Below are 22,244 nucleotides of genomic sequence, written 5' to 3' on the forward strand. Positions count from 1 at the left end.
GGGGAGTGCGGGCGGCTCAGCCACCTGCCTGGGAAATCCTGTCCGCCGGGCGGACGTCCGGGGTCCAGCCCCAGCTGGAGCGATAGCGCAGATGCCGCCCCAGGTGCGCCTTGAGGGTGCGCAGCACCCGCGCCTCGTTGTCGTGGATGAAGAAGTGATGCCCCGCGTGCATGTCGAGGGAGAAGCTGGAGGCGGTTTCTTCCTGCCAGGCCAGCAGGTCGTCGACGCTGATGCTGTCGCGGCGGCCGCCGAATACGTGGAGCGGAATCGAGAGCGGCGACCTCGGGCTGTAGCGGTAGTGACCGCACAGCAGAAAGTCGGCACGCAGTACCGGCAGCAGCAGGTCGAGCAATTCTCGATTGGCCAACACCGCCTCGGGCGTGCCACTGAGGCTGCGCAGCTTGGCGATCAGCTCGGCATCGCTCTTGGCGGCGGCGAACTCGGAAAAATCGCGCCGCGCCGGCGCAGCGCTTCCCGATACGAACAAGGCCACCGGCCGGGGCATGTCCAGCTCGCGAAGGGCATGGGCCATCTCGAAGGCCAGCAAGCCACCCAGGCTATGGCCGAACAGCGCATAAGGCTGCTGCGCCTCACCACGGATTTCGTTGGCCAGCCCGCGCGCCAACGCCAGGACATCGGTCGCGAAGGGCTCGCCGTGGCGCGCACCGCGGCCCGGCAGCTCCACCGGGCGAATGGCCAGCCACTGCGGCACCTTGCGGCGCCAGCGGGCGTAAGCCATGGCGCTGGCGCCGGAGTACGGCATGCAGAACAGACGCAGTGCGACCATGTCCGCCCCCTCAGGCCGTCACGCCTTCCATCTGCTGGCGCAGGCTCAGCGGACGCATATCGGTCCAGACCTGCTCGATGTACTCGAGGCATTCCTTCTTCAGGCCGCTCTTGCCGGCCGCGCGCCAGCCGGCGGGGATGGCCTTGTACTCCGGCCAGATGGAGTACTGCTCTTCGTGGTTCACCACCACCTGGAATATCACGTCGTCACGATCGAACACGGTGTCGCTCTCCTCTGTAGAAACCTGTCTGGAGCAGCTGTCTCCAGCGCTTTCACTGAGAAGAACGGATGAGGATGAGAAGAAATTACTTCGGAATGTTGCTCTCGCCCCTACGGCATGTGTTGCGCTTTCATCGCCTGAATCGGCAAATTCACTCACCTGTCAAGAAAGATTCGTATTCCCAACACGACAATGCCAAGCACGAAAGATTCCGGCACAATTCTCAACAATGATAACGATTCTTATTTGACACTGTGTGTCGTTAGCACTAGTTTTGTGCCCCGCCTCACCCCCAACCAGAAAGCAATACCAAGAAAGCGCACAGGTGAATCCAATGCCAGAACAAGGACCTGTTGACTGCCTTGCCGCCGGTCATCCCCACTCCCCTTCGTTGCAGGCCTTCATCGATCACAGATCCATGATGGTGAAGATCGCCGCACGTATCACCGGCTGTCACTACCGCGCCGAAGACGTGGTGCAGGACGCCTTTTTCAGGCTGCAGTCTGCCCCGCTGCTCAAGCTGTCCTTCAAGGCCCAGCTCAGCTACATGTTCCAGACCGTGCGTAACCTGGCCATCGACCACTACCGCAAGCAAGCCCTGGAACTGCGCCACTCCAGCAGCGAAGAAGAGGGCCTGAACGTGGAACAGCACGCCAGCGCATCCCCCGAAGCCCTGCACCTGCACCAGGAAACCCTGGAGAGGGTCGCCAACGCCCTCGGCCAGCTCCCCGAACGCACCCGTTACGCCTTCGAGATGTACCGCATCCACGGCAAGCCGCAGAAGGAAATTGCCGTGGAACTCGGGGTCTCCCCTACCTTGGTCAACTTCATGATTCGCGACGCCCTGATCCATTGCCGCAAATCCATTGGCGCCGAGCGCGAGCTACGCAAGAGCGCGTAACGCCCACGCCGAACTGTTTCCTGTCGGGACGAATTCATTGGCTATGTCTGCATTGCGTGTTGCAAGCACCTGCAGGGCTCTTGGCCCAATGGTAAATCTCTCGCAACAGCTAACGCCGACATAGGCAACTCATTCGCCAAGGGCAGCGAAGCTGCCCAACTGACAGGGCCGAAAGGCGAACCTGCGGTCCGCTTGGCGATTGAAATCGCCCCTGCAGCGCCACTCCGCCACAACAGCTGACCCCAGGTTCTCGGGGCCAGACGCTCAGCACAATTCACAACGATCGAAGAACCACTCGCGTTCGAGCACCATCAGCGCCGCGCGCTTGTGGGGGAAGTTGAATTCCTTCTCGCGATAGAAGCCTTGCGCCTGCATGTGGGCGATCATCCGCGCGTTGTCGGCGCGGGGTTCGGCCACCACCTTGCGGGTGCGGTTGTCGTCGAGGAACAGGTAGTGGGCCAGGGCGGACAACCAACTCGCCACCTTGTGCGGACCACGGTGCTTTTCCTCACCTACGAGCATGTGGATGCCCCGGTCGTAGTCGTCCACGGTATAGAACGGCGCAATGCGATCTTCCTTGGCCCAGTAGGCTTCGAAGTAAGCGAAGGGTTCGTCATCGAAGCAGCCGATCAGGGTCAGGGTGTGCGGATCATCCGCCAGCTTCTGCAGGTACTCGCGGTGCTGCTCCAGGCTGCCGCCCTCCTGCCAGAACGCCAGCACGCGGGGGCTGTTCTGCCAACGATTGAAGCGCTCCAAGTCCAGTTCGATATCCAGGGTGCGCAGAGAGATCCAACTGCCCAGGCGCGCATCGAAACGGCGATAGACCTCACCGCTGGCCTTGGGCGCCCGCAGTGGATGGCGACGGCCATTGGCGTTCATCACCATCTGCTGCGGGTAGCCAATGCCCGGGGCACCTCGCAACCAGGGATCGGGCAATTGCCAGAACAGGCCTCGCTCGGCATGCAGCAGGCCGGCATCGGCGGGAATCAGCAGGCCACTGCGCAGGGCGCTGTCCGCTGTAACGTCCAAGCGCCAGGCCAGCCGCTGGTGCTCGGGCGAGCGTGCGAAGTGCCAGTAGCAGAAGGCCTGGATGGCAGCCAGGGCCTCACCGGCTGCGACTTCCTGCAACTGGAACAAAGGCAGCCCGCCCTCCTCGCCGACAGCGACCTGCGCCAGGGACTGGCTGCCGCGCAACAAGCGCAAGCGGCGTGAACTCGCTTCGATGCTGAGGTGCTCGCCGCCTGGCAGCGGCAATCGATGAAGACCTTCGGGATGATTCATGGGGTTCTCTCGCTACGACTGGGTCCGATACCCAGTGAACGTAGCGAGGGGGCAGGAAATTAGGTTCATCCCCAGCACATAGGGAATGCGCCCGCGCTGGACCTGAGCGCAGTCCCCTCCCCTTACGCCTGCTTGCGCTTGCGGAACTCGGCCACCTTATGCCGGTTCCCGCACAGCGCCATGCTGCACCAGCGGCGACGGTGGGACTTGGTGCGGTCGTAGAACCAGAGCACGCAGTCGGGGTGTTCACAGACCCGCACCAGGTTGAAATCGCCTGCCACCAGCAGCTCCGCCGCCGCTTCCGCCAGCGGCGCCAGGTACTGCTCGGCGGTGCCTGCCGCCCGCACCGTTTCCACACGAGGCTCACCATCGGCGGGCCAATCCAGACGCAGATGGCTGGGCCCGGCGAGGAAACGGTTGAGCACCTCGGGATTCCCCCTACCGCCTGACTTGCGCCGCTCCACCAGCTCGCGCACGGCTTCGCGCAGGGCCAATGCGGCCTGCAGCAACTCGCCCTTGGCGACGCGCGCTTGCGGCAGGTTCCAACCGGTGCGGGCCAGCCATGCCTGGACGTCCGCATCGCTGTGCCAGAACTCGTACGGAGCGCCATCCACCACCGCCAGGGTGTTGAGCAGGTCGAGCACCGGGTGGTCGGCCAGTACGAAGGGTTCGAGAGGGGCTGGGGACGCGACGGTGGTCATGGCGACACTCCGGTCAGTGAATGCTGGAAGTGTAACCCTATAAACACAACATGAACAGTTACGACGAATGGCATATGTAACCCACATTCTTTTAGTTGACAGGTTACTTAGCCGGCTCATACTGCGCCACAGAGTAACCGCAATTAACAGTTTTATAAGTTACGGAGTGCCACGCCATGACCTCGCCCCTCGTTCATATCTCGGTTCGCCACCAATTCGTCGAAGCCGACGGCGTTCGTGTGTTCTACCGCGAAGCTGGCGATCCCGCCGCCCCAACCCTGCTGCTGGTTCACGGCTACCCCAGTTCATCCCACCAGTTCCGCGACCTGATCCCGCTGCTGGCTGACAGATTCCACATCATCGCGCCGGACCTGCCCGGCTTCGGTTTTACCGAGGTGCCGGAAGAGCGCGCCTACCGCTACAGCTTCGATGCCCTGGCCACCACCCTTGGCGCCTTCGTCGACGAGCTGGGACTGAAGCGCTACGCCCTCTACGTATTCGACTACGGCGCGCCCACCGGCCTGCGCCTGGCCCTGGCCCACCCCGAGCGGGTCACCGGCCTGGTGTCGCAGAACGGCAACGCCTACCTGGAGGGTCTGGGTGATGCCTGGGAGCCGATCCGTGCCTACTGGGCAGAGCCGAGCAACGCGGAACGCCGCCAGGTGGTTCACGATGCCGTGCTCAACCTGGACGGCACCCGCTGGCAATACGTGCATGGTGTGAAGGACATCGCGCTGGTCGCCCCGGAAGCCTATTACCTCGACGCCCTGCTGCTGGAGCGCCCGGGCAACAAGGACATCCAGCTCGACCTGTTCCTCGACTATGCCAACAACCTGAAGCTTTACCCGGCGTTCCAGGCATTTTTCCGCGATACGCGGTTGCCGTCCCTGGTGATCTGGGGCGAACACGATCCCTTCTTCATCCCGCCGGGCGCCGAAGCCTTCAAGCGTGACAATCCCAATGCGGTGGTGGAGCTGCTGGATACCGGGCACTTCGCGCTGGAAACCCATGTCGGTTATATCGCCCAGCGGATTCGGGAGGTGTTGGGCGATATTCCGGCTTGATGGGCTGAGCGTCTTGCAGGGGTGATTTCATTCGCTATGTCTGCCTTGGCTGTTGCGAGAGATTCACCATTGGGCGAAGAGCCCTGTAGGAGCTGGCTTGCCAGCGAAACGGGGCCATTCGCTACGGGCAGTGCAGCTGCTTGCAACACGTTATGCAGTCGCCACGCTTGATCTTCTAGACGATCAGTCTAATATCCCGTCCCCATGACCGACCTGCATCCCAAACCCCGCCGTGGCCGCCCGCCCAAGGTCGACCGTGACTTCTCTGACACCCGCGCCGCGCTGATCCGCTGTGGCATGGAGATCCTTACCGAGCAGGGTTTCATGTCCACCGGCATCGACGCGGTGCTCAAGCGTGTGGGCGTGCCGAAGGGCTCCTTCTATCACTACTTCGACAGCAAGGAAGCCTTCGGGCAGGCGGTGCTGGAGAGCTATGCCGGCTACTTCGCCCACAAGCTCGACCGATACCTGCTGCAAGAAGACGTGCCCCCGCTGCAACGCCTCTGCAACTTCGTCGAAGACGCCAAGGCCGGCATGCTCCGCCACGCGTTCTGCCGAGGTTGCCTGGTGGGCAACCTGGGTCAGGAAGTGGCCATCCTGCCAGAAGGTTTCCGCCTGGAACTGGAGGCCATCCTCTGCAGTTGGCAGGACCGTCTGGCCCAATGCCTGCGCGAAGCCTGTGCAGCCGGTGAGTTGTCGGCGAAAGCGGACTGCGAAGGGCTTGCGGCGTTCTTCTGGATTGGCTGGGAAGGCGCCGTGTTGCGTGCCCGGCTGACGCGAGACAACGTTCCACTGGATGTTTTCTTCAAAGGATTCTTGGCCGGACTGCCGCGCTAGCCCGAAAGGGCGCGCGGTTTTTCGGGCCTATTTATAGACGACTGGTCTAATTGGAGGTGTGAGCATGTTCAACGCAATCCTGATCGAGAAGGACGAGGCCGGTTACCGCGCCCGCAGTACCCAACTGGATGAAGCGCAGCTGCCGGAGGGTGATGTCACCGTTCGCGTGGCCTACAGCACCCTCAACTACAAGGACGGGCTGGCCATTACCGGCAAGAGCCCGGTCGTGCGCCAGTTCCCCATGGTGCCGGGCATCGACCTGGCCGGCACCGTCGAAGCCAGCAGCAACCCGGACTACAAGGTCGGCGACGCGGTACTGCTCAATGGCTGGGGCGTGGGCGAAACCCATTGGGGCGGACTGGCGCAGAAGGCGCGCTTGAACGGCGACTGGCTGATCCCGCTGCCCAGCGCCTTCACCCCGCGCCAGGCCATGGCCATCGGCACTGCCGGCTACACCGCCATGCTGTGCCTGCTGGCACTGGAGCGCCACGGCCTGAAACCCGGCCAGGGCGACGTGCTGGTCACCGGCGCCAACGGTGGCGTCGGCAGTTTCGCCATCGCCCTGCTCGCCCGCCTGGGCTACCGGGTCGTCGCGGCCACCGGTCGTACCCATGAGGTGGATTACCTGAAGGGCCTGGGTGCCGCCGAGATCATCGACCGCGCTGAACTCTCCGAGCCGGGCCGCCCGCTGGGCAAGGAACGCTGGGTCGCCGCCATCGACTCGGTGGGCAGCCACACCCTGGCGAATGTCTGTGCCGGCTTGCGAGCCGACGGCGCCGTGGCCGCCTGTGGCCTGGCCCAGGGGATGGACTTTCCCTCCAGCGTGGCGCCCTTCATCCTCCGTGGCGTGAGCCTGCTGGGCATCAACAGCGTCACCCGCCCGCGCGCCGAGCGGATCGAAGCCTGGGATCGCCTGGCACGGGACCTGGATCTCGCCCAACTGGACGCCATCACCCACGAAATCGGCCTGGGCGATGCCATTGCCGTAGCCGGCGACCTGCTGGCCGGCAAGGTGCGCGGTCGCGTGGTGGTGAACGTCGACGCGTGACCGGGAAAGGCACCTGTCAGGTGCCTTCCTCCAGCAATCCGACCATCCGTTGCGCCAGCCCTCGCTGCCCCGCGAGGCGCTGGACGATCCGCTCGACGATTTCCACCCGCGCCGCTGCACCGGCGCGCATCTCCCCCATGGCCTGCAGGGCGGCGGCGGACTTCTCCAGGCCGGCGCGGGTAGAACCGCTGACGTGTTCCATCCCCTCCCTCGCATCGACCGCGGCCTTCTGCAGGCCCTCAGCGATCAGGCGGATCTGCCCGCTGGATTCATTGGCCCGCAGCGAGAGATTGCGTACCTCGTCCGCCACCACGGCAAAGCCGCGCCCGTGAGCACCGGCCCGGGCCGCCTCGATGGCGGCATTCAGGGCCAGCAGGTTGGTCTGTTTTGCGATGTCCTGGATGCTGCCGACGATGGCGCCGATGCGCATGGACTGGCTACCCAGCTCGTTGAACACCTGGCCGATGTGGGCCATGTAGGCATCCAGCTCGCCGATGGCCCCGGCGGTGGCCTGCATGCTCTCGGCACCCAGCTGGACCTTCTCGCCGGCGGCACGGGCCAGCGAGTTGGCGTACTGCATGTCCGCTTCGCACTGGAGGATGGCGTCGAGCAGTTCGCTCAATGGCAGTTGCAGGTGGTTATGCGAAACAGGTCGCACCGGCTCCGGTGCCGCTGTCGCATGCACCTGAACGACCGGTTCGCTGACCGGTACCTCTACGCGTACTTCCACCGTTTCAGGTTGCTGGAAGTGATACAGCAGGCCACTGGCAACGATGCCGATCAGCGCCAGGGCCAATAGCCATCCATTGCTCATGTGAAAAGCGATCAAGGCAATCAGGCCGCCACTGCCAAGCAACACTGCGGCCAGGGTTCTGCGGGACATGGATGAAGGCTCCTTCTACATCGCGGGTAAAGCAGGCCGTGCCCATGAAAGGCCACGGCGCTCGGTCTTAGAACAGTGTCCAGGTGTAGGACAGGATCAGCCGGTTCTCGTCGATGTCGGTGCGGTAGTTGGAGCGCGCCATCACGTTGCGCACCCGCACGCCGAGGCCCTTGAGGGCGCCGCTCTGGAAGGCGTAGCTGATGTCCAGGTCGCGCTCCCGGTCCTTGCCCTCGAAGCCCTGGCCGGTATCCACGTTGTCGCCGGTGATGTAGCGGGTGCTGGCCACCAGGCCGGGGATGCCGAGGGCGGCGAAGTCGTAGTCGTAGCGCACCTGCCAGGAACGTTCGTCGGCGAAGGCGAACTCGTAGGTGGGCACTTCGTTACCCAGCGGGCTGACGTTGGCGAATACGCGCGGGAAGGCGCTGTCGCCATACATCGCCTGGTAGCCGACATAGAAGGTATGGCCGCCACGCTTGGCCGACAGCAGGGAGAAGAAAGCCTGGTTGTCGATGTCGCCGATGAGCTTCTTGCCGTCTTCGCTGGAGTCGAAATAGCCGACGTTGGCGCCCAGTATCCAATTGCCCACCGGTTCGCTGTGCTTGAGGCCGAAGAAGCGCTGGTCGTAGATGTCTTCCAGCTGCGCATACCAGGCGCTGAGCGTGGTGCGGTTGGCATTGAAGGCGTAATCGGCGCCCGCGTAGTTGAAGGCGTCGCTGGAGGCCTGGCGCTGCGGCAAGTGGCCAAGCATGGCCTGCAGCTTGTCGTCGCCGGCCTCGTTGCGCAGGCTGGTGCTGGTGAGGTGGCCGCCCTGCACGGTCAGCCCGGCGATTTCGTTGGAGGTGATGCTGGCGCCCTGGTAGCTCGGCGGCAGCAAACGGATATCGCTGAACACCAGCACCGGCAGGTTGGGTTGCAGCTCCCCTACTTTCAGCTCGGTCTTGGAGAAGCGCATCTTGCCTGCCACGCCGAGGCGGCTGTAATCATCGGCGGCCTTGCCGTCCTCCTGGACGGGCAGCAGGCCGGTATTGACCCGGTCAGGGCTGCTGTCGAGCTTGATGCCGAGGGTGCCGATGGCGTCGATGCCGAAACCCACCTGCCCCGGCGTGTAGCCGGACTTGAAATTGAGGATGAAGCCCTGGGCCCATTCCTCGGCCTTGGACTGCTGGTTCGGTCCGACGATGTCGGAATAATCACGGCTGAAGTAGTAGTTGCGCGCCTGCAGGGTCGCTGTCGAATCCTCGATGAAGCCGGACTCGGCGGCCTGGGCGAAACCGGCGCTGACGCCGGCGGAAAGCAGTACACACAGTTTGCTTTTGTTGTGGGTCATGTCGTCACTCTTGTTTTTATGGGGACAAAACTCCCCCGCCGGCCCTCTGTCGGGGCCATGCACGCAGGTCGGGGAAGGTGTGGTGATGGCTGCGGACAGCTCCCGCAGAAGCTCCATCACCGGGTCAGGTCAGGGATTGGGTTCGAGCACTTCCTCCCGTTCCGGTGAAGCCTTGGGCACACGGCGCGCCGTCAGCAGCAGGTGGGCGACGATGCCGAAGATCAGCCCCCAGAACGCAGCCGACAGCCCGAGGAAGGACATACCCGACGCCGTAACCAGGAAGGTGATCAGCGCGGCCTCGCGGTCTTCGGGCACAGCCATGGAACCGGCCAGCGCACCGGCGATGGCGCCGAACAGCGCGAGCCCTGCCAGTGCCGCGATCAGTTCCTTGGGCAGTGCGGTGAAGATCGATACCAGGGTCGCACCGAAGATGCCCAGCAACAGGTAGAACACCCCGCCCACCACGCCGGAGACGTAGCGTTTCGCCGGGTCTTCATGGGCCTCGCGACCGGTGCAGATTGCCGCGGTAATGGCCGCCAGGGTCAGGCCGTGGCAGCCGAACGGGGCTAGCAGCAGGCTGCCCAGGCCGCTGGCGGAAATGATCGGGCTGGCCGGTGTCCGGTAGCCGGCGTTGCGCAGTACCGCGACGCCGGGGACGAACTGCCCGGTCAGGGCCACCATCACCAGCGGCAGGGCAATGTTGAACAGACCGTGCCAGGTGAACACCGGCGTGACCCATTCCGGCGTGGCGAAGCCGATCACCAGGGCCGAGGTGTTGAGCTGGCCGCTGCCGGCGGCGATGCCGCAGCCCACCAGCAGCACGGCCATCACCGCGTATCGCGGGGACAGTCGCCGCACCACCAGGTAGGTGAGGAACATCGCCATCACCATCGCCGGTTCGTCCTTGAGGGAGGTGAACAGGCGGGTGCCGAAGCTGAACAGGATGCCCGCCAGCATCGCCGCCGAAATGGCCCCCGGCAGCTTGCCGACGATGCGGTCGAAGGCGCCGGACAGCCCCACCAGCAGGATGATGGCGTTGGCCATGACATAAGCGCCTACCGCCTCTTGCGCGCTGATGCCCGGCAGCATGGACACCAGCAACGCGGAACCGGGCGCCGACCAGGCGATGATCACCGGCACCTTGAAGCGCAGGCTGAGGACGATCCCCAGCACCCCGCTGCCGATGGAGATCGCCCATACCCAGGACGACAGCAGTTCGGCCGGCATGCCGCCGCTCTCCGCCGCCTGGAACACGATGACCAGGGGGCCGGCGTAGGAAATCATGGTGGCGATGAATCCCGCCACCACGGCGGACAATGAACAGTCCTTGAACAAGGTGCGCATGCTGCCTCCCGGCCAGTGTTGCGACTCGTGGTCAGGCTTAACCCTGTGCAGCAGTTGCCAGCGGTGCAACCCGGGTTTGCTGCAGATGGACGAAGCACATGGCCAGGGCCGCGATGGCGCCGGGGATGGCGAAGGCCATGAAGTTCAGTTGCAGCGGCAGGTTGATGCCCAGCAGCGCACCGCCCAGCAGCGGGCCGACGATGGCGCCGTTGCGGCCGACGCCAGAGGCCCAGCCGAGTCCCGTGGAGCGGATCGCCAGGCCATAGAACTGCGCGGCGGTCGCGTACAGCAGGATCTGCGTGCCGATGGTGGTGGCGCCGGCAATGCCGATCAGCAGGTAGAGCACCGGGGTCGGGCTCTTGAAGCCCAGCAGACTGATGGACACCGCCGCGACGATGAAGAAGGCCGCAACCACCTTCGGCAGGTTGAAGCGGTCGCCGAGGAAGCCGCCGGCGATGGCGCCGAACATGCCGCCGAAGTTCAGGGCCAGCAGGAAGGACAGGCTCGAGCCCAGGCTGTAGCCGGCGTTGGCCATCAGCTTCGGCAGCCAGGAGCTCAGGGCGTAAACCATCAGCAGGCAGCAGAAGAACGCGACCCAGATCATCAGGGTGCGCAGGCCGCGTCCCTCGCGGAACAGTTCCAGTACCGGGGCGCCCTGGGTCTTGGTTTCGGTCAGTTCCAGGAGGTCGTCGTCACGCAGTTCACGCTCGGGGGCAATCCGCTTGAGGATGGCGCGGGCCTGCTCGGTCCGGCCCTGGCGCAGCAGGAAGCCGACGGACTCCGGCAGGTACCAGAGGATCAGCGGCAGCATCAGCAGCGGCACGGCGGCGGCGAAGAACATGGCCTCCCAGCCGAAGCGCGGCAGCATGTAGATACCCACGCCCGCGGACAGCATGCCGCCCAGGGAGTAGCCGCTGAACATGATGGCGACCAGGGTGCTGCGCAGTTTCTTCGGCGCGTACTCGTTCATCAGCGCCACCACGTTGGGCATCAGTCCGCCGATGCCCAGGCCCGCCATGAAGCGGCAGATACCGAACTCGGTCGGGGTACTGGTGAAGCCATTGAGCACGGTGAAACCGGAGAAGAGCACGAAGCAGATGGCGATGCCCTTCTTGCGGCCGATCTTGTCGGCCAGGGGCCCGAAGAACAGCGCGCCGAACATCATCCCGAACAGCGCATAGCTGCCCAGGGCGCCGGCTTCCAGCGGGGTCAGGCCCCACTCTTTCATCAGTACCGGCAGGACCACGCCGTAGATGAACAGGTCGTAGCCGTCGAAGATGAGCAGCAGGGCGCACCAGCACATCACCATCCAGTGGAAGGGCGTGAAGCGCGCGTTGTCGATGATCTCGTGTACGTCGAGTTTTCGCATGGCATCTGTCTCTTTTGTTTTTGTTGTGTAGAAACCGCAGGGACGGGCGCGTGACGGTGCCCGGACGGTCATTCCTCGCTATCAACCCATCACCACGGTGTTCTTAGCCCAGGTCACCTCCACCCACCGGCAAGGTCACACCGGTGATGTAGGAGGCATCGTCGGAGGCCAGGAAGAGGATCGCGCCGGCCTGTTCGTCGATGGTGCCGTAGCGTTTCATCAGGCTGCTGTCGACCGTCTGGTCGACGATCTGCTGGTACCAGACTTTCTCCTGCGCGTTCTGCTCGGCGCTGTTGCGCGGAATGCGGCGCGGCGGCGCTTCGGTACCGCCTGGCGCGGTGGCGTTGACGCGAATGCCGCGTTCGGCGTTCTCGAAGGCCAGGCAGGCGGTCAGCGCATTCACCCCACCTTTCGCCGCGCCGTAGGGCACGCGGTTCACGCCACGGGTGGCGATGGAGGACACGTTGACGATGGCACCCGCGCCCTGCTCCAGCATGTAGGGCAGCGCAGCGTGGCAGCACCAGAGTGTCGGGAACAGCGAGCGACGCACTTCAGCCTCGATCTCGTGCTGCTGGTAATGCTCGTAGGGCTTGGCCCAGATGGTCCCGCCCACATTGTTGATGAGGATGTCCAGCCGGCCGAAGCGTTCTACCGCGCAAGCAGCCACGCGATGGCATTCGGCGAATTGTTCGAGGTCGGCGGTCAGGGCGAGTACGTCGACGCCCGGCCCCAGCTCGTCCAGCAGTTCGAACACCAGCTCGGAGCGGTCCACAGCAACCACCCGTGCCCCCTCCTCCACCAGCCGCTCGACAACGCGGCGACCGATGCCCTGCGCTGCGCCGGTGACCAGCGCGACCTTGTCCTGGAATCTCTTGTTCATGGCAATGCACCCCAATGTAGTGAGCCCCCTCTCCCTTCAGGGAGAGGGTTGGGGAGAGGGTGGATTCTGTGCGACAGCCCTGCCCTCTCCCCCGGCCCCTCTCCCACAAGTGGGAGAGGGGTGAATTACGCAGCGCTGGCGGCGAACTTCTCGTAGTAGAAGTTCGCAGGCGCAATGCCCTGTTCGCGGATGTACTGGCTGACCGCCTCGACCATGGGCGGCGGGCCGCACAGGTAGACATCGACGTCGCCGTCGTTGAGGTGCTTGGGCGCGATGTGCTGGGTCACGTAGCCCTTCTGCGGGTAGCTGCTTTCCGGGTTGGCCACGCAGGCGCTGAAGGTGAAGTTGGGGATGCGCGCGGCGAAGGCTTCCAGCTTGTCCATTTCCACCAGATCGAAGTCGTGGGTCACGCCGTAGATCAGGTGCAGCGGGTGCTCGCTGCCCTCTTCCGCGATCTTTTCCAGCATGGCGGTGAAGGGCGCCAGGCCCGTGCCGCCAGCCAGCAGCAGCAGCGGACGGCGGATATCCCGCAGGTAGAAGCTGCCCAGGGGCCCGGCCAGGGACAGGCTGTCGCCGGCCTTGGCCAGGCCGGTGAGGAAGCTGCTCATCAGGCCGCCCGGTACGTTGCGGATCAGGAAGCTGACTTCGCCGTCCTTCTGCAGGGAGCTGAAGGAATAGGCACGGGTCTGCTCACTGCCCGGCACCTTGAGGTTCACGTACTGGCCCGGCAGGAAGGCCAGCTTGCTCAGGGACTCACCCTTGATGGACAGCGCGATGGTGCTGTCGGACAGCTGGCGAACCGCGCTGATGCTCGCCTCGAAGCTGGCCTGCTGGGTCTTGCAGACGTCGGAGGACGCCGGCACGCGCACCACGCAGTCGCTCTCGGCGCGCATCTGGCAGGTGAGCACGTAGCCCTGGGCGGCTTCGTCTTCGCTCAGTGCGTCTTCGATGTAGTCCTGGCCCATGTCGTAGCGGCCGGCTTCGGCGAAGCACTTGCAGGTGCCGCAGGCGCCGTCACGGCAGTCCAGCGGGATGTTGATGCCCTGGCGATAGGCCGCATCGGCCACGGTTTCGCTGGGGGTGGCGTCGATGAAACGGGTGACGCCGTCTTCGAAAGTCAGTGCAATTTTATGGGACATGGCAGGCACCCTAGATGTGGTAGACGTCGATGACTTGACGCACGTAATCGTTTTTCAGGACCACCTTCTTCGCCTTGATCTGCGGGCTCTCGCCGCGCACGTCGAGGGTGTAGAAGCTGGTGCCGAAGTAGCTGTCCACGGTCTTGTAGCGGTAGCTCAGGGTGTGCCAGTTGAAGCGCACCTGGCACTGCCCGTCAGCCACGTCGAGGATCTCGATGTTGCTGATGTTGTGGGAGGTGCGGGTGTCCGGCATGGTCGCGCTGGAACGGTCGGTCTTGATGCGGAAGACGCGGTCTTCCAGGCCGCCACGGTTGCCGTACCAGATCAGCGAGATTTCGGTCTGCGGATCTTCGGTCAGCTCGTCGCGGTCGTCCCAGGACGGCATCCAGAAGGTCGCGTCGGCGGCGTACAGCTCCAGCCAGTTGTCCCAGTCCTTGTCGTCGAGGTAGCGCGCTTCGCGGTAGAGGAAGTCGCGCACGGCGTCGTAAGAGATGCTCATTGCACGGCCTCCACGGGGATCAGTTGCTGCTCGGCCGCGGCGGCCTTGAGCATGGTTTCCTGCCAGTACTTGTGTTGCAGCACGAACAGGCCTTCGTCCTCGGTGCGTACGCCGGAGAGCAGCGGATGCAGGTCGATTTCCTGGGCGGCGGCGTCAGCGCCTTCGACCCAGTGCTCGGCGCCGCGGGACATGTCGTTCCAGCCACGGTTGCCCTGGTAGCCCAGCTGGCAGGAGCGGAACTCTTCCAGGTCATCCGGGGTGGCCATGCCGCTGACGTTGAAGAAATCTTCGTACTGGCGGATGCGCTTGGCACGCGCCTCTGCACTCTCGCCCTTGGGCGCGATGCAGTAGATGGTGATTTCGGTCTGGTTGACGGAGATCGGCCGGGCGATACGGATCTGCGAGCTGAACTGGTCCATCAGGTAGACGTTCGGGTACAGGCAGAGGTTGCGCGAGTTCTCGATCATCCAGTCGGCGCGGGCCTTGCCGAAGTCCTGGGCCAGTTCATCGCGGCGCTCGTAGAGCGGGCGGTCTTCCGGGTTGGCCCAGCGGGTCCAGAGCAGCAGGTGACCGTGATCGAAGGAGTAGAAACCGCCGCCGTTCTTGGCCCAGCTGCCGGCGCTCATGGTCTTGATCTCTTCGCCGGCCTCGCGCTGCTTGCGCTGGTTCTGGGTGGCGGCGTAGTTCCAGTGCACGGAGCTCACGTGGTAGCCGTCGGCGCCGTTCTCGGCGGTCAGCTTCCAGTTGCCCTCGTAGATATAGCTGCTCGATCCGCGCAGGACTTCCAGGCCCTCAGGGGACTGGTCGACGATCATGTCGATGATCTTGGCGGACTCGCCCAGGTGCTCGACCAGGGGTTTCACGTCGGCATTCAGGCTACCGAAGAGGAAGCCGCGATAGGACTCGAAGCGAGCCACTTTCGTCAGGTCATGGGAGCCTTCGCAGTTGAAGCTGGACGGGTAGCCGGCTTCAGCCGGGTCCTTCACCTTCAGCAGTTTGCCGGAGTTGTTGAAGGTCCAGCCGTGGAAGGGGCAGGTATAGGAGGAGCGGTTTCCGCTCTTGTGCCGGCAGAGCTGCGCGCCGCGATGGCTGCAGGCATTGAGGAAGGCGTTGAGCTCACCGTCCTTGTTGCGCGCGATGAAGATCGGCTGGCGCCCCATGGTCAGGGTGAGGTAGTCGTTCTTCTCGGGAATCTGGCTCTCGTGGGCGAGATACAGCCAGTTGCCTTCGAAGATGTGTTTCATCTCCAGATCGAACAGACGCGGGTCAGTGAACATCTCCCGCTTGCAGCGGTAGATGCCCTTCTCCTTGTCTTCCTCAAGCAGGGAATGCAGAAAATCGAATCCCAGGGACATGGCCAGGGCCTCCGTTGTTATTGTTCAGGCCAGGTCAGGTTAGGGATGCGGAGAAATCGGCAATATCCGCTTTTTGCAGATCGCTATCCGTTTTGTGCAGAGCGGTGGTGGTTGTCAGCAAAACCGGATAGGGGCAACGGTTGTAGGGGCGAATGCATTCGCCCCTACAGTCAGAGAGCGAGGGATTGGCGTTACAACCCGCGGCGTTTCAGGGTGTCCGAAGGCAGTTCGCCGAACTGGCTCTTGTAGCTCTCGGAGAAGCGCCCCAGGTGCAGGAAGCCGTAGTCCAGGGCCAGCTCGGTGACGTTACGCACGTTGCAGCTCGGGTCGGCCAGGCAGGCGCGGATGCGCTCCAGCTTCTTCTGGCGGATGTAGTGCTTGGGCGTGGTGCCCAGATGGCGCTCGAACAGCGCGTAGAGGGAGCGCAGGCTCATGCTGGCCTGGCGGGCGAGGAATTCGCTGCTGATGTCCTGCTTCAGGTTGTGCTCGATGTAGACCAGGATGCGATCGAACGAAGCTTCCTGGCAGCCCAGGCTCTCGCGGCTGACGTTGGTCTTCATCAGGCTGAGCATCTTGCTCGCAACGATCTGCGCGTAATGCTCCTGCACCCGCGGCAGCACGTCACTGGCCTCGGCTTCCTGGCAGACGATCGCCAGCAGGTTGACGAACCCCTCCAGCTCGTCGAGCCGGTAGTTGTTCTGCAGGAAGCGCACACCGGCGCTGGGCCGGTGCCAGCGCTGCTCGTCACAGATGGATTCGAGCAGCGTGGTCGGCATTTTCAGGATGAACTTTTCGCAGTCGTCCGAGTAGGTCAGGTCCACCGGGTCGTCGGGGTTGATCAGCAGCAGCTCGCCGGGAGCCAGGTAATGCTCCCGCTTGTGGCCGCGCCAGAGGCAGTGTCCGCTGAGGAGAATCTGCAGGTGGTAGATGGTTTCCAGCGCGGGCGAGGTGACGCGGACGGCGCCGCCGTAGCTGATGCGGCAGAGGTCGAGGTTGGCGAACTTGCGGTGGTTGAGGCTGGCTTCGGGGTGGCCGGCGGCGGGCAACCGAATGCAGTGCGAACCGACGTGCTGGTTCACATATCCGGACACTGCGTAGGGGTCCGCACGCTCGAACACCCTACTGCGCTCACTCAGCAGGCGACTATCCATACCAGGCACTCTTGTCGTTGTTATATGCCGCGGGCGTCATGCCATCGCTGGTAAGCACCCGCGGACCGATACCGCGATTCTATGTGAGCCTTTTCCTACACGCCTCAAGTGGAGATAAACGGTTACGAATGCGCCGGCGGAATCAGGTCGCGTCGGCGTGGCTGACAAGCCCCTTGATCACCACGGCGGCCGTGGCAATGGCGGCCGGTACGACCAATGCCGTCAGCACTTGCTCGAAGTTCCAGCCCAGGCCCAACAGGGTCGCGCCGATCCAGGCACCGAGGATGGCGCCGAAGCGGCCGATGCCGAGCATCCAGGAAACGCCCGTTGCGCGGCCCTGGGTCGGGTAGAAGCGCGCCGCCAGGGACGGCATGGCCGATTGCGCGCCGTTGACACACATGCCGGCCAGCAGGACCAAGGTTGCCAGCAGGGTCACTTCACCGAGGCTCTGGCCGACGAAATAAGCGAAGACGCCGGCCATCAGGTAGAACACGCCAATGACCTTGTGCGGGTTGAAGCGGTCCATGGCCCAGCCCACACCGACGGCGCTGAGCACACCACCGAACTGGAACAGCGCACCAATGAAGGCGGCCTGTTCCATGCTGGCGCCACTGTCGCGCATCAGGGTGGGCAGCCAGCTGGTGAGCAGGTAGACGATCACCAGTCCCATGAAATAGGTGAGCCAGAGCAGCAAGGTTCCGGCGCTGTAGGTACCGGAGAAGATCACCTTGAAGACGTTGCGGCTCTGCACGGTCTTCTGTTCCGGCACGCTGAAGCCCCGGGCCACGGCTACCTCACCGGGCGCGATGGGCGCGAGCGCCTTGCGGACTTTTTCATCGCCCTTGTTGCGCACCACGAGGAAACGCGCCGATTCGGGCAGCCACAGCAACAGCACCACGGCCAGGATCAGCGGCAGGATGCCGCCGAGCAGCAGCAGGCTTTGCCAGCCGTAGGCCGGGATCATCGAGGCGGACACGAAGCCGCCGGACGCCATGCCGAGGTTGAAGCCGCAGAACATGCTGGTCACCAGCAGCGACTTGAGGCGTTCCGGGGTGTACTCCGAGAGCAGCGTGGTGGCGTTGGGCATGGCAGCGCCCAGGCCCAGGCCAGTCAGGAAACGAAGGATCAGCAGTTGTTCGAGGTTGGCGCTGAAGGCGGAAATCAGGCTGAACAGCCCGAACAGGAATACCGCCGTCACCAACACCACCTTGCGACCGAAACGGTCGGCCATGGGACCGGAGCCAAGCGCCCCGAACACCATGCCGATCAGCGCGGCGCTCATCACCGGGCCGAGGCTGGCGCGGTCGATGCCCCAGTCCTGGGTCAGCGCCGGGGCGATGAAGCCCATGGCGGCGGTATCCAGGCCGTCGAGGAAAACGATGAGGAAACACAACAGCACAACGCGCCATTGATAGGCGGATAGCGGCTGGGCGTTGATGAAGGATTGAACGTCGAGGGTGCCCGTGGCGGGCAGATGGGCTGGGCTGGTCATGCAAGGATTCCTGCGATGGCCCTCCACCGCATGCGGGCCGTTCTATGCGGCCTCTGACGGGGAAGACTCGGACTGGACAGGAATGAGGGTGTGTCCGGCAGTACAGGCCTTCACCGGAACGAACTCTCATTGTTGTTATCGGCCGCGCTGGCTGGTGGCGCGGCTGTGCAGACCTTACGAAGAGTCGCCGGGCGGTTCAATTCGATAATCGGCAAAGCGTTCGATAGTCGAACGCTTTGCCGGACGATGCTCTCGCAGGGGCGAATTCAGTCGCCAAGCAGGCCGAAGGTCTGCCCTCGGAACAGGGGGGCCGCTTTGCAGCCCTTGGCGATTGAAATCGCCCCTACAGTCGAGTTCGCCGGTCGGTTCAATGAAACAACCGCGTGCTCAGTTCCTTGCTCGCCTCCAGCAGCGCAGGCAGGTAGCGGGTTTCCAGCTCCTGGCGGCTGACGCGGCCGACATGGGTGCCGACGTTCAACGCGGCCAGCACCTGGCCGGCGGAATCACGGACCGGTACCGCCACCGAGCGCAGGCCCATCTCCAGCTCCTGGTCGATGATCACCCAGCCCTGGCGGCGGATTTCCGCGATGCTGGCGCGCAGGCCATCGACGGTGTGCACAGTGCGGCTGGTCTTCACCTGCAGGTCGGCATGTTCGAGGTAGTCGTCCAGCGCGGCATCGTCCAGCGCTGCCAGGAGAATCCGGCCCATGGAGGTGCAATAGGCCGGCAGGCGGCTGCCAACGCTGAGGTCCACCGAGATCAGCCGGTTGGGCGTTGCGGAGCGAGCGATGTAGAGGATCTCCTCGCCTTCCAGGGTGGCCATGGAGCAGGCTTCGTGGAGTTGGTCGCTGAGGCGGTCGAGGATCGGCTGGGCGGTGACCGCCAGCGGCGTCGAGGACAGGTAGGCGTGGCCCAGGGTCAGCACCTTGGGCAGCAGCGAGTAGGTGCGCCCGTCGGTGGTGACATAGCCCAGCTTCATCAGGGTGTGCAGGCAGCGGCGCACGGCAGCACGGGGAATCTCGGTGCGGTGGCTGATCTGGGCGATGGTCAGGTGGCGCTTGCGCTCCTGGAACGCATGAATCACCGCCAGGCCGCGGGCCAGCGAGGTCATGAAGTTGGGGTCACCGGTGAAGGCTTCGATCCGCTTGGCCGGCGAGGCGATGATCGGCGGGGCCAAGGGAGGCAGCGGGGCGCGCAGTTCTTCAGTCATTCTTGTTGTCCTTGGTGGATCGCGGTCAGGGCAAGTCCGGCCGATTATCGAACCAAAGTTCGATAATCGCAATTGACCTGATTGCCTTCGACTCTTACTTTTGCCGCTGCCAACCGGCGCCCCGGTTTGATCAGGTACCTCGGCGCCCGGCAACGGCTTCGCTCAAGAGGCGCAGCCGCAATCCCCCCCCCAGCGCGGCAAACGTCAACACCCTGGCGTGCCATGTGGGGGCGAATTCATTCGCCAAGGACAGCACAGCTGCCCCTTCAAGTCCGAAGGGCAGACCTGTGGTCTGCCTAGCGATTGAAATCGCCCCCACAATTCCTCGGGCTCCATTCCCTACAACAGCTTGCACGCCTCGTCGAAATCCAGGCGTGGCGCACGGGCGTGCAGTTTCGATGGATCGCCATAACCCAGGTTGCAGAGGAAACTCGATTTCACCTGGCTGTCCGGGAAGTGCTCCAGCTGGAAGGCGTTGGCGTGGCCATCCGCCGGAAAGAACTCATGGTCCACCATGGCATTGTCGAATCCCGACATGGGCCCGCAGTCCAGCCCGAGGGCCCGGGCCGCGATGATGAAATAGGCCCCTTGCAGCGAGCTGTTGCGCCGCGCGGTGAGCCCCGCCAGCTCCGGTGTATCGGCGAACCAGGCACGTGCATCGGTGTGCGGGAAGAGCTTGGGCAGTTGCTCGTAGAACTTCAGGTCATAGGCAATGATGGCGGTAACCGGCGCCGCCATGGTCTTGTCCACGTTGCCCGGCGCCAGGGCCGGCAGCAGGCGGCGTTTGGCCTCGGGCGTACGCAGGAAGAGGATGCGCGCCGGGCAGCAGTTTGCGCTGGTGGGACCCCATTTCATCAGGTCGTAGAGCTGACGCAGGATGTCGTCGCTCACGGGTTTGTCCTGCCAGGCACTGTAGGTCCGTGCCTGGCGAAACAGCAGGTCCAGGCCTTCCTCGCTCAGTTGCTTGCTCATCGCCGCCTCCTCTGATCAGGGTGACCGCACGCGTGTGCGGAAGACCTAGTGAGGATAGTCAGTGCCGAGCACCACTTGTGGGGGCGAATTCATTGGCTATGTCTGCGTTAGCTGTTGCGACGTTGAGAGAAGCGCTCTAGCGCAGGCCTTTTAGGCTTCCGCGCCAGCCTGACAAAACCCTCATCCGAACGCGGCCCGCCCCAGCCCCTCTCCCAGAGGTAGAGGGGTGACTCGCGCCGGCGAGGTACAAACCATCCTGAAGCCCACATGGGCCTGAAACCGGGCTGACGAGGTGGGGCGGCGACTGCGCCCCTTCAGGAGGCCGAGCGGAATCGTTGTGCAGGGGGACGAGCGGCATGGATGCCGCGAGAGGCGTGTGGGGCCATGGATGGCCCCTCTCGCCGGGCCCCCGGAGCAACGATGGAGGGAGGGCAGTCCGGAGAAGCCGGACCCGGATGCAGGGGCAAGCCCTTTGGTTCCTTTCTGGCGTTTGAGAAAGGGACTCGCCTGGGAAGGCGAAACCAGAAACATCCGTAGAACTCGGCAAGCTGCTGGGCTCAGGACGGTCTAGCAACACTTAACGCAGACATAGCCAATTCATTCGCCAAGGGTGGCGAAGCCGCCCCCAGGAGATCCCAAGGGCAGACCTGCGGCCTGCTTGGCGATTGAAAAGTCTCTGTCTGTATAACGTGTTGCAAGCAGCTGCATTGCCCGTAGGAGCTGGCTTGCCAGCGAATGACCCCGTTTCGCTGGCAAGCCAGCTCCTACAAGGCTCTTCGCCCGATGAACACAGACATAGCGATTGAAATCGCCCCTACGGTAAGGCGGCACGCTGTAATCGTTGCCTCAAGTCAACACACCGATGAAGCCGCTGATGGTGACGAAAGCCAGCACGGTGCATACCACCAGCGCGGCGGCGCAGCGACCTTCGAGGCCAAAGCGCTGGCCGAGGATCGGGTAGATGCTCATCATCGGCGAACACGCGAAGAGCACACCCGCGACCCGCAACACCGGGTCGACCGGGGGCAGCAACTGGAAGCTGAGCATGACCGCCAGCGGGTGAAGCAGCAGCTTGCCGATACTGAGCTGGGCTACGTCCTTCACCAGGCCGCCAGCTCTGAGGCCGTTCAGGCTGGCACCGATCACGAAGAGCGCCACCGGCGCCGAAGCCATCGCCAGCATCTCTATCACCTTGGCCGGCACGCTCGGCAAACGCACGCCCAAAAGGGCCAACGCCAGGCCGATGCTGATGGAAATGATCACCGGGTTACGCAGCAGGCGCATGAAGGTATCCAGCAGGGCTGCGCGCAGTCCGCCACCGTTCTGCCGTCCCAACTCGGCGATAGCCAGTGCCAGGGGAATCATCAGCAGGTTTTCCACCAGCATGCCCAGCGCCAGGGCGACAGCAGCCGGTGAGCCGAGCACCATGGCGACGATGGGGTAGCCGATGAATCCGCTGTTGGACACCGACATGCCCAGGCCACTCAGGGCACTGCCGCTCAGGCTGTCCTTGCGTACCAGACGCGCGAACAGGAATCCGCCCCAGAACACCGCCTGGGAACCGATGCCGTAGGCCAGCAGGTAGGTGGCGTCGAACACGTCCTCCAGGGGCTTTTCCAGCAGCGCGCGGATCACCAGGGCCGGCAGTGCGAAGCTGATGACGAACTTGCCCATGCCCAACACCTGCTCCGCGCTGACCAGCCGGCCACGAGCCGACAGGTAGCCAATGCCGATAAGGATGAAAATGGGAGCGGTGATACCAAGAATCTGGAGCATTCAGGGCT

At 64.0% G+C, this 22,244-nt stretch carries 21 protein-coding genes; 4 read left to right on the forward strand and 17 right to left on the reverse strand.

From position 1 onward, the window contains the following. Window positions 1-16: 16 nt before the first annotated feature. Window positions 17-787: a thioesterase II family protein gene (locus G559_RS0109095; RefSeq protein ID WP_028627921.1), complete on the reverse strand. Its 771-nt coding sequence runs from the start codon at window positions 785-787 to the stop codon at window positions 17-19. Between the two features lie 10 nt (window positions 788-797). After that, window positions 798-1,007 carry an MbtH family protein gene (locus G559_RS0109100; protein ID WP_028627922.1) on the reverse strand — a complete coding sequence of 70 codons (210 nt, stop codon included), beginning with the start codon at window positions 1,005-1,007 and terminating at the stop codon, window positions 798-800. A gap of 334 nt (window positions 1,008-1,341) precedes the next feature. Between G559_RS0109100 and G559_RS0109105 the strand changes: the two genes are divergently transcribed. Then, on the forward strand, window positions 1,342-1,908 hold the full coding sequence (locus G559_RS0109105) for an RNA polymerase factor sigma-70 (protein WP_028627923.1): 567 nt from the start codon (window positions 1,342-1,344) through the stop codon (window positions 1,906-1,908). A gap of 264 nt (window positions 1,909-2,172) precedes the next feature. Here the strand turns inward: G559_RS0109105 and G559_RS0109110 are convergent, their stop codons facing one another. Together G559_RS0109110 and G559_RS0109115 are read right to left on the reverse strand one after the other, a co-directional pair. Further along, window positions 2,173-3,189, reverse strand: a complete 1,017-nt coding sequence (locus tag G559_RS0109110) for a GNAT family N-acetyltransferase (RefSeq protein WP_028627924.1) — start codon at window positions 3,187-3,189, stop codon at window positions 2,173-2,175. A 122-nt stretch (window positions 3,190-3,311) separates the two neighbouring features. After that, window positions 3,312-3,890, reverse strand: coding sequence for a CGNR zinc finger domain-containing protein (locus G559_RS0109115; RefSeq protein ID WP_028627925.1), 579 nt, complete (start codon window positions 3,888-3,890; stop codon window positions 3,312-3,314). A 176-nt stretch (window positions 3,891-4,066) separates the two neighbouring features. Here G559_RS0109115 and G559_RS0109120 point away from each other — a divergent pair, with 176 nt between their 5' ends. The 3 genes from G559_RS0109120 (at window position 4,067) to acuI (ending at window position 6,839) form a co-directional block, all read left to right on the forward strand. Further along, entirely contained in the window at window positions 4,067-4,954 is an 888-nt protein-coding gene (locus G559_RS0109120) for an alpha/beta fold hydrolase (protein WP_028627926.1), read from the forward strand. Window positions 4,955-5,158: 204 nt separating this feature from the next. Then, on the forward strand, window positions 5,159-5,791 hold the full coding sequence (acuR, locus tag G559_RS0109125; protein WP_028627927.1) for an acrylate utilization transcriptional regulator AcuR: 633 nt from the start codon (window positions 5,159-5,161) through the stop codon (window positions 5,789-5,791). A gap of 64 nt (window positions 5,792-5,855) precedes the next feature. Then, entirely contained in the window at window positions 5,856-6,839 is a 984-nt protein-coding gene (gene acuI / locus G559_RS0109130) for an acrylyl-CoA reductase (NADPH) (protein WP_028627928.1), read from the forward strand. A gap of 16 nt (window positions 6,840-6,855) precedes the next feature. Here acuI and G559_RS0109135 read toward each other — a convergent pair whose 3' ends face one another. The 13 genes from G559_RS0109135 to G559_RS0109195 all read right to left on the reverse strand — a co-directional run bounded on the left by G559_RS0109135 (window position 6,856) and on the right by G559_RS0109195 (window position 22,236). Further along, window positions 6,856-7,722: a methyl-accepting chemotaxis protein gene (locus G559_RS0109135; protein WP_028627929.1), complete on the reverse strand. Its 867-nt coding sequence runs from the start codon at window positions 7,720-7,722 to the stop codon at window positions 6,856-6,858. Window positions 7,723-7,789: 67 nt separating this feature from the next. Further along, window positions 7,790-9,049 carry an OprD family porin gene (locus tag G559_RS0109140; protein WP_028627930.1) on the reverse strand — a complete coding sequence of 420 codons (1,260 nt, stop codon included), beginning with the start codon at window positions 9,047-9,049 and terminating at the stop codon, window positions 7,790-7,792. A gap of 129 nt (window positions 9,050-9,178) precedes the next feature. Beyond that, window positions 9,179-10,393 carry a benzoate/H(+) symporter BenE family transporter gene (locus G559_RS0109145; RefSeq protein WP_028627931.1) on the reverse strand — a complete coding sequence of 405 codons (1,215 nt, stop codon included), beginning with the start codon at window positions 10,391-10,393 and terminating at the stop codon, window positions 9,179-9,181. A gap of 37 nt (window positions 10,394-10,430) precedes the next feature. Further along, a complete protein-coding gene (locus G559_RS0109150) occupies window positions 10,431-11,762 on the reverse strand; it encodes an MFS transporter (RefSeq protein ID WP_028627932.1) in 1,332 nt (443 codons plus the stop codon). Window positions 11,763-11,865: 103 nt separating this feature from the next. Further along, on the reverse strand, window positions 11,866-12,642 hold the full coding sequence (locus G559_RS0109155) for a 1,6-dihydroxycyclohexa-2,4-diene-1-carboxylate dehydrogenase (RefSeq protein WP_028627933.1): 777 nt from the start codon (window positions 12,640-12,642) through the stop codon (window positions 11,866-11,868). A 125-nt stretch (window positions 12,643-12,767) separates the two neighbouring features. Next, window positions 12,768-13,781, reverse strand: a complete 1,014-nt coding sequence (gene benC, locus G559_RS0109160; RefSeq protein ID WP_028627934.1) for a benzoate 1,2-dioxygenase electron transfer component BenC — start codon at window positions 13,779-13,781, stop codon at window positions 12,768-12,770. A 10-nt stretch (window positions 13,782-13,791) separates the two neighbouring features. Further along, entirely contained in the window at window positions 13,792-14,280 is a 489-nt protein-coding gene (gene benB / locus G559_RS0109165) for a benzoate 1,2-dioxygenase small subunit (protein WP_028627935.1), read from the reverse strand. Continuing rightward, entirely contained in the window at window positions 14,277-15,635 is a 1,359-nt protein-coding gene (benA, locus tag G559_RS0109170) for a benzoate 1,2-dioxygenase large subunit (protein ID WP_028627936.1), read from the reverse strand. Before benA ends, benB begins: the two co-directional genes overlap by 4 nt. Before the next feature lie 191 nt (window positions 15,636-15,826). Further along, window positions 15,827-16,786: an AraC family transcriptional regulator gene (locus G559_RS0109175; protein WP_028627937.1), complete on the reverse strand. Its 960-nt coding sequence runs from the start codon at window positions 16,784-16,786 to the stop codon at window positions 15,827-15,829. 142 nt (window positions 16,787-16,928) lie between these two features. Further along, window positions 16,929-18,278, reverse strand: coding sequence for an MFS transporter (locus tag G559_RS0109180; RefSeq protein WP_028627938.1), 1,350 nt, complete (start codon window positions 18,276-18,278; stop codon window positions 16,929-16,931). 367 nt (window positions 18,279-18,645) lie between these two features. After that, window positions 18,646-19,488, reverse strand: coding sequence for an IclR family transcriptional regulator domain-containing protein (locus tag G559_RS0109185; protein WP_028627939.1), 843 nt, complete (start codon window positions 19,486-19,488; stop codon window positions 18,646-18,648). A 339-nt stretch (window positions 19,489-19,827) separates the two neighbouring features. Further along, entirely contained in the window at window positions 19,828-20,460 is a 633-nt protein-coding gene (locus G559_RS0109190) for a malonic semialdehyde reductase (protein WP_028627940.1), read from the reverse strand. 846 nt (window positions 20,461-21,306) lie between these two features. Further along, the gene (locus G559_RS0109195) at window positions 21,307-22,236 is read right to left on the reverse strand and encodes an AEC family transporter (protein ID WP_028627941.1); all 930 of its coding nucleotides are present in this window, start codon (window positions 22,234-22,236) and stop codon (window positions 21,307-21,309) included. Between the last annotated feature and the right edge of the window lie 8 nt (window positions 22,237-22,244).

The sequence above is a fragment of the Metapseudomonas resinovorans DSM 21078 genome (genome assembly GCF_000423545.1).
GTDB lineage: Bacteria > Pseudomonadota > Gammaproteobacteria > Pseudomonadales > Pseudomonadaceae > Metapseudomonas > Metapseudomonas resinovorans.

Excerpts from the sequence above, each read along its gene's own strand:
- G559_RS0109095 (WP_028627921.1), bottom strand. The coding sequence starts at position 787 with ATGGTCGCACTGCGTCTGTTCTGCATGCCGTACTCCGGCGCCAGCGCC.
- G559_RS0109105 (WP_028627923.1), top strand. The coding sequence starts at position 1,342 with ATGCCAGAACAAGGACCTGTTGACTGCCTTGCCGCCGGTCATCCCCAC.
- G559_RS0109110 (WP_028627924.1), bottom strand. The coding sequence starts at position 3,189 with ATGAATCATCCCGAAGGTCTTCATCGATTGCCGCTGCCAGGCGGCGAG.
- G559_RS0109115 (WP_028627925.1), bottom strand. The coding sequence starts at position 3,890 with ATGACCACCGTCGCGTCCCCAGCCCCTCTCGAACCCTTCGTACTGGCC.
- G559_RS0109120 (WP_028627926.1), top strand. The coding sequence starts at position 4,067 with ATGACCTCGCCCCTCGTTCATATCTCGGTTCGCCACCAATTCGTCGAA.
- acuR (WP_028627927.1), top strand. The coding sequence starts at position 5,159 with ATGACCGACCTGCATCCCAAACCCCGCCGTGGCCGCCCGCCCAAGGTC.
- acuI (WP_028627928.1), top strand. The coding sequence starts at position 5,856 with ATGTTCAACGCAATCCTGATCGAGAAGGACGAGGCCGGTTACCGCGCC.
- G559_RS0109135 (WP_028627929.1), bottom strand. The coding sequence starts at position 7,722 with ATGTCCCGCAGAACCCTGGCCGCAGTGTTGCTTGGCAGTGGCGGCCTG.
- G559_RS0109140 (WP_028627930.1), bottom strand. The coding sequence starts at position 9,049 with ATGACCCACAACAAAAGCAAACTGTGTGTACTGCTTTCCGCCGGCGTC.
- G559_RS0109145 (WP_028627931.1), bottom strand. The coding sequence starts at position 10,393 with ATGCGCACCTTGTTCAAGGACTGTTCATTGTCCGCCGTGGTGGCGGGA.
- G559_RS0109150 (WP_028627932.1), bottom strand. The coding sequence starts at position 11,762 with ATGCGAAAACTCGACGTACACGAGATCATCGACAACGCGCGCTTCACG.
- G559_RS0109155 (WP_028627933.1), bottom strand. The coding sequence starts at position 12,642 with ATGAACAAGAGATTCCAGGACAAGGTCGCGCTGGTCACCGGCGCAGCG.
- benC (WP_028627934.1), bottom strand. The coding sequence starts at position 13,781 with ATGTCCCATAAAATTGCACTGACTTTCGAAGACGGCGTCACCCGTTTC.
- benB (WP_028627935.1), bottom strand. The coding sequence starts at position 14,280 with ATGAGCATCTCTTACGACGCCGTGCGCGACTTCCTCTACCGCGAAGCG.
- benA (WP_028627936.1), bottom strand. The coding sequence starts at position 15,635 with ATGTCCCTGGGATTCGATTTTCTGCATTCCCTGCTTGAGGAAGACAAG.
- G559_RS0109175 (WP_028627937.1), bottom strand. The coding sequence starts at position 16,786 with ATGGATAGTCGCCTGCTGAGTGAGCGCAGTAGGGTGTTCGAGCGTGCG.
- G559_RS0109180 (WP_028627938.1), bottom strand. The coding sequence starts at position 18,278 with ATGACCAGCCCAGCCCATCTGCCCGCCACGGGCACCCTCGACGTTCAA.
- G559_RS0109185 (WP_028627939.1), bottom strand. The coding sequence starts at position 19,488 with ATGACTGAAGAACTGCGCGCCCCGCTGCCTCCCTTGGCCCCGCCGATC.
- G559_RS0109190 (WP_028627940.1), bottom strand. The coding sequence starts at position 20,460 with ATGAGCAAGCAACTGAGCGAGGAAGGCCTGGACCTGCTGTTTCGCCAG.
- G559_RS0109195 (WP_028627941.1), bottom strand. The coding sequence starts at position 22,236 with ATGCTCCAGATTCTTGGTATCACCGCTCCCATTTTCATCCTTATCGGC.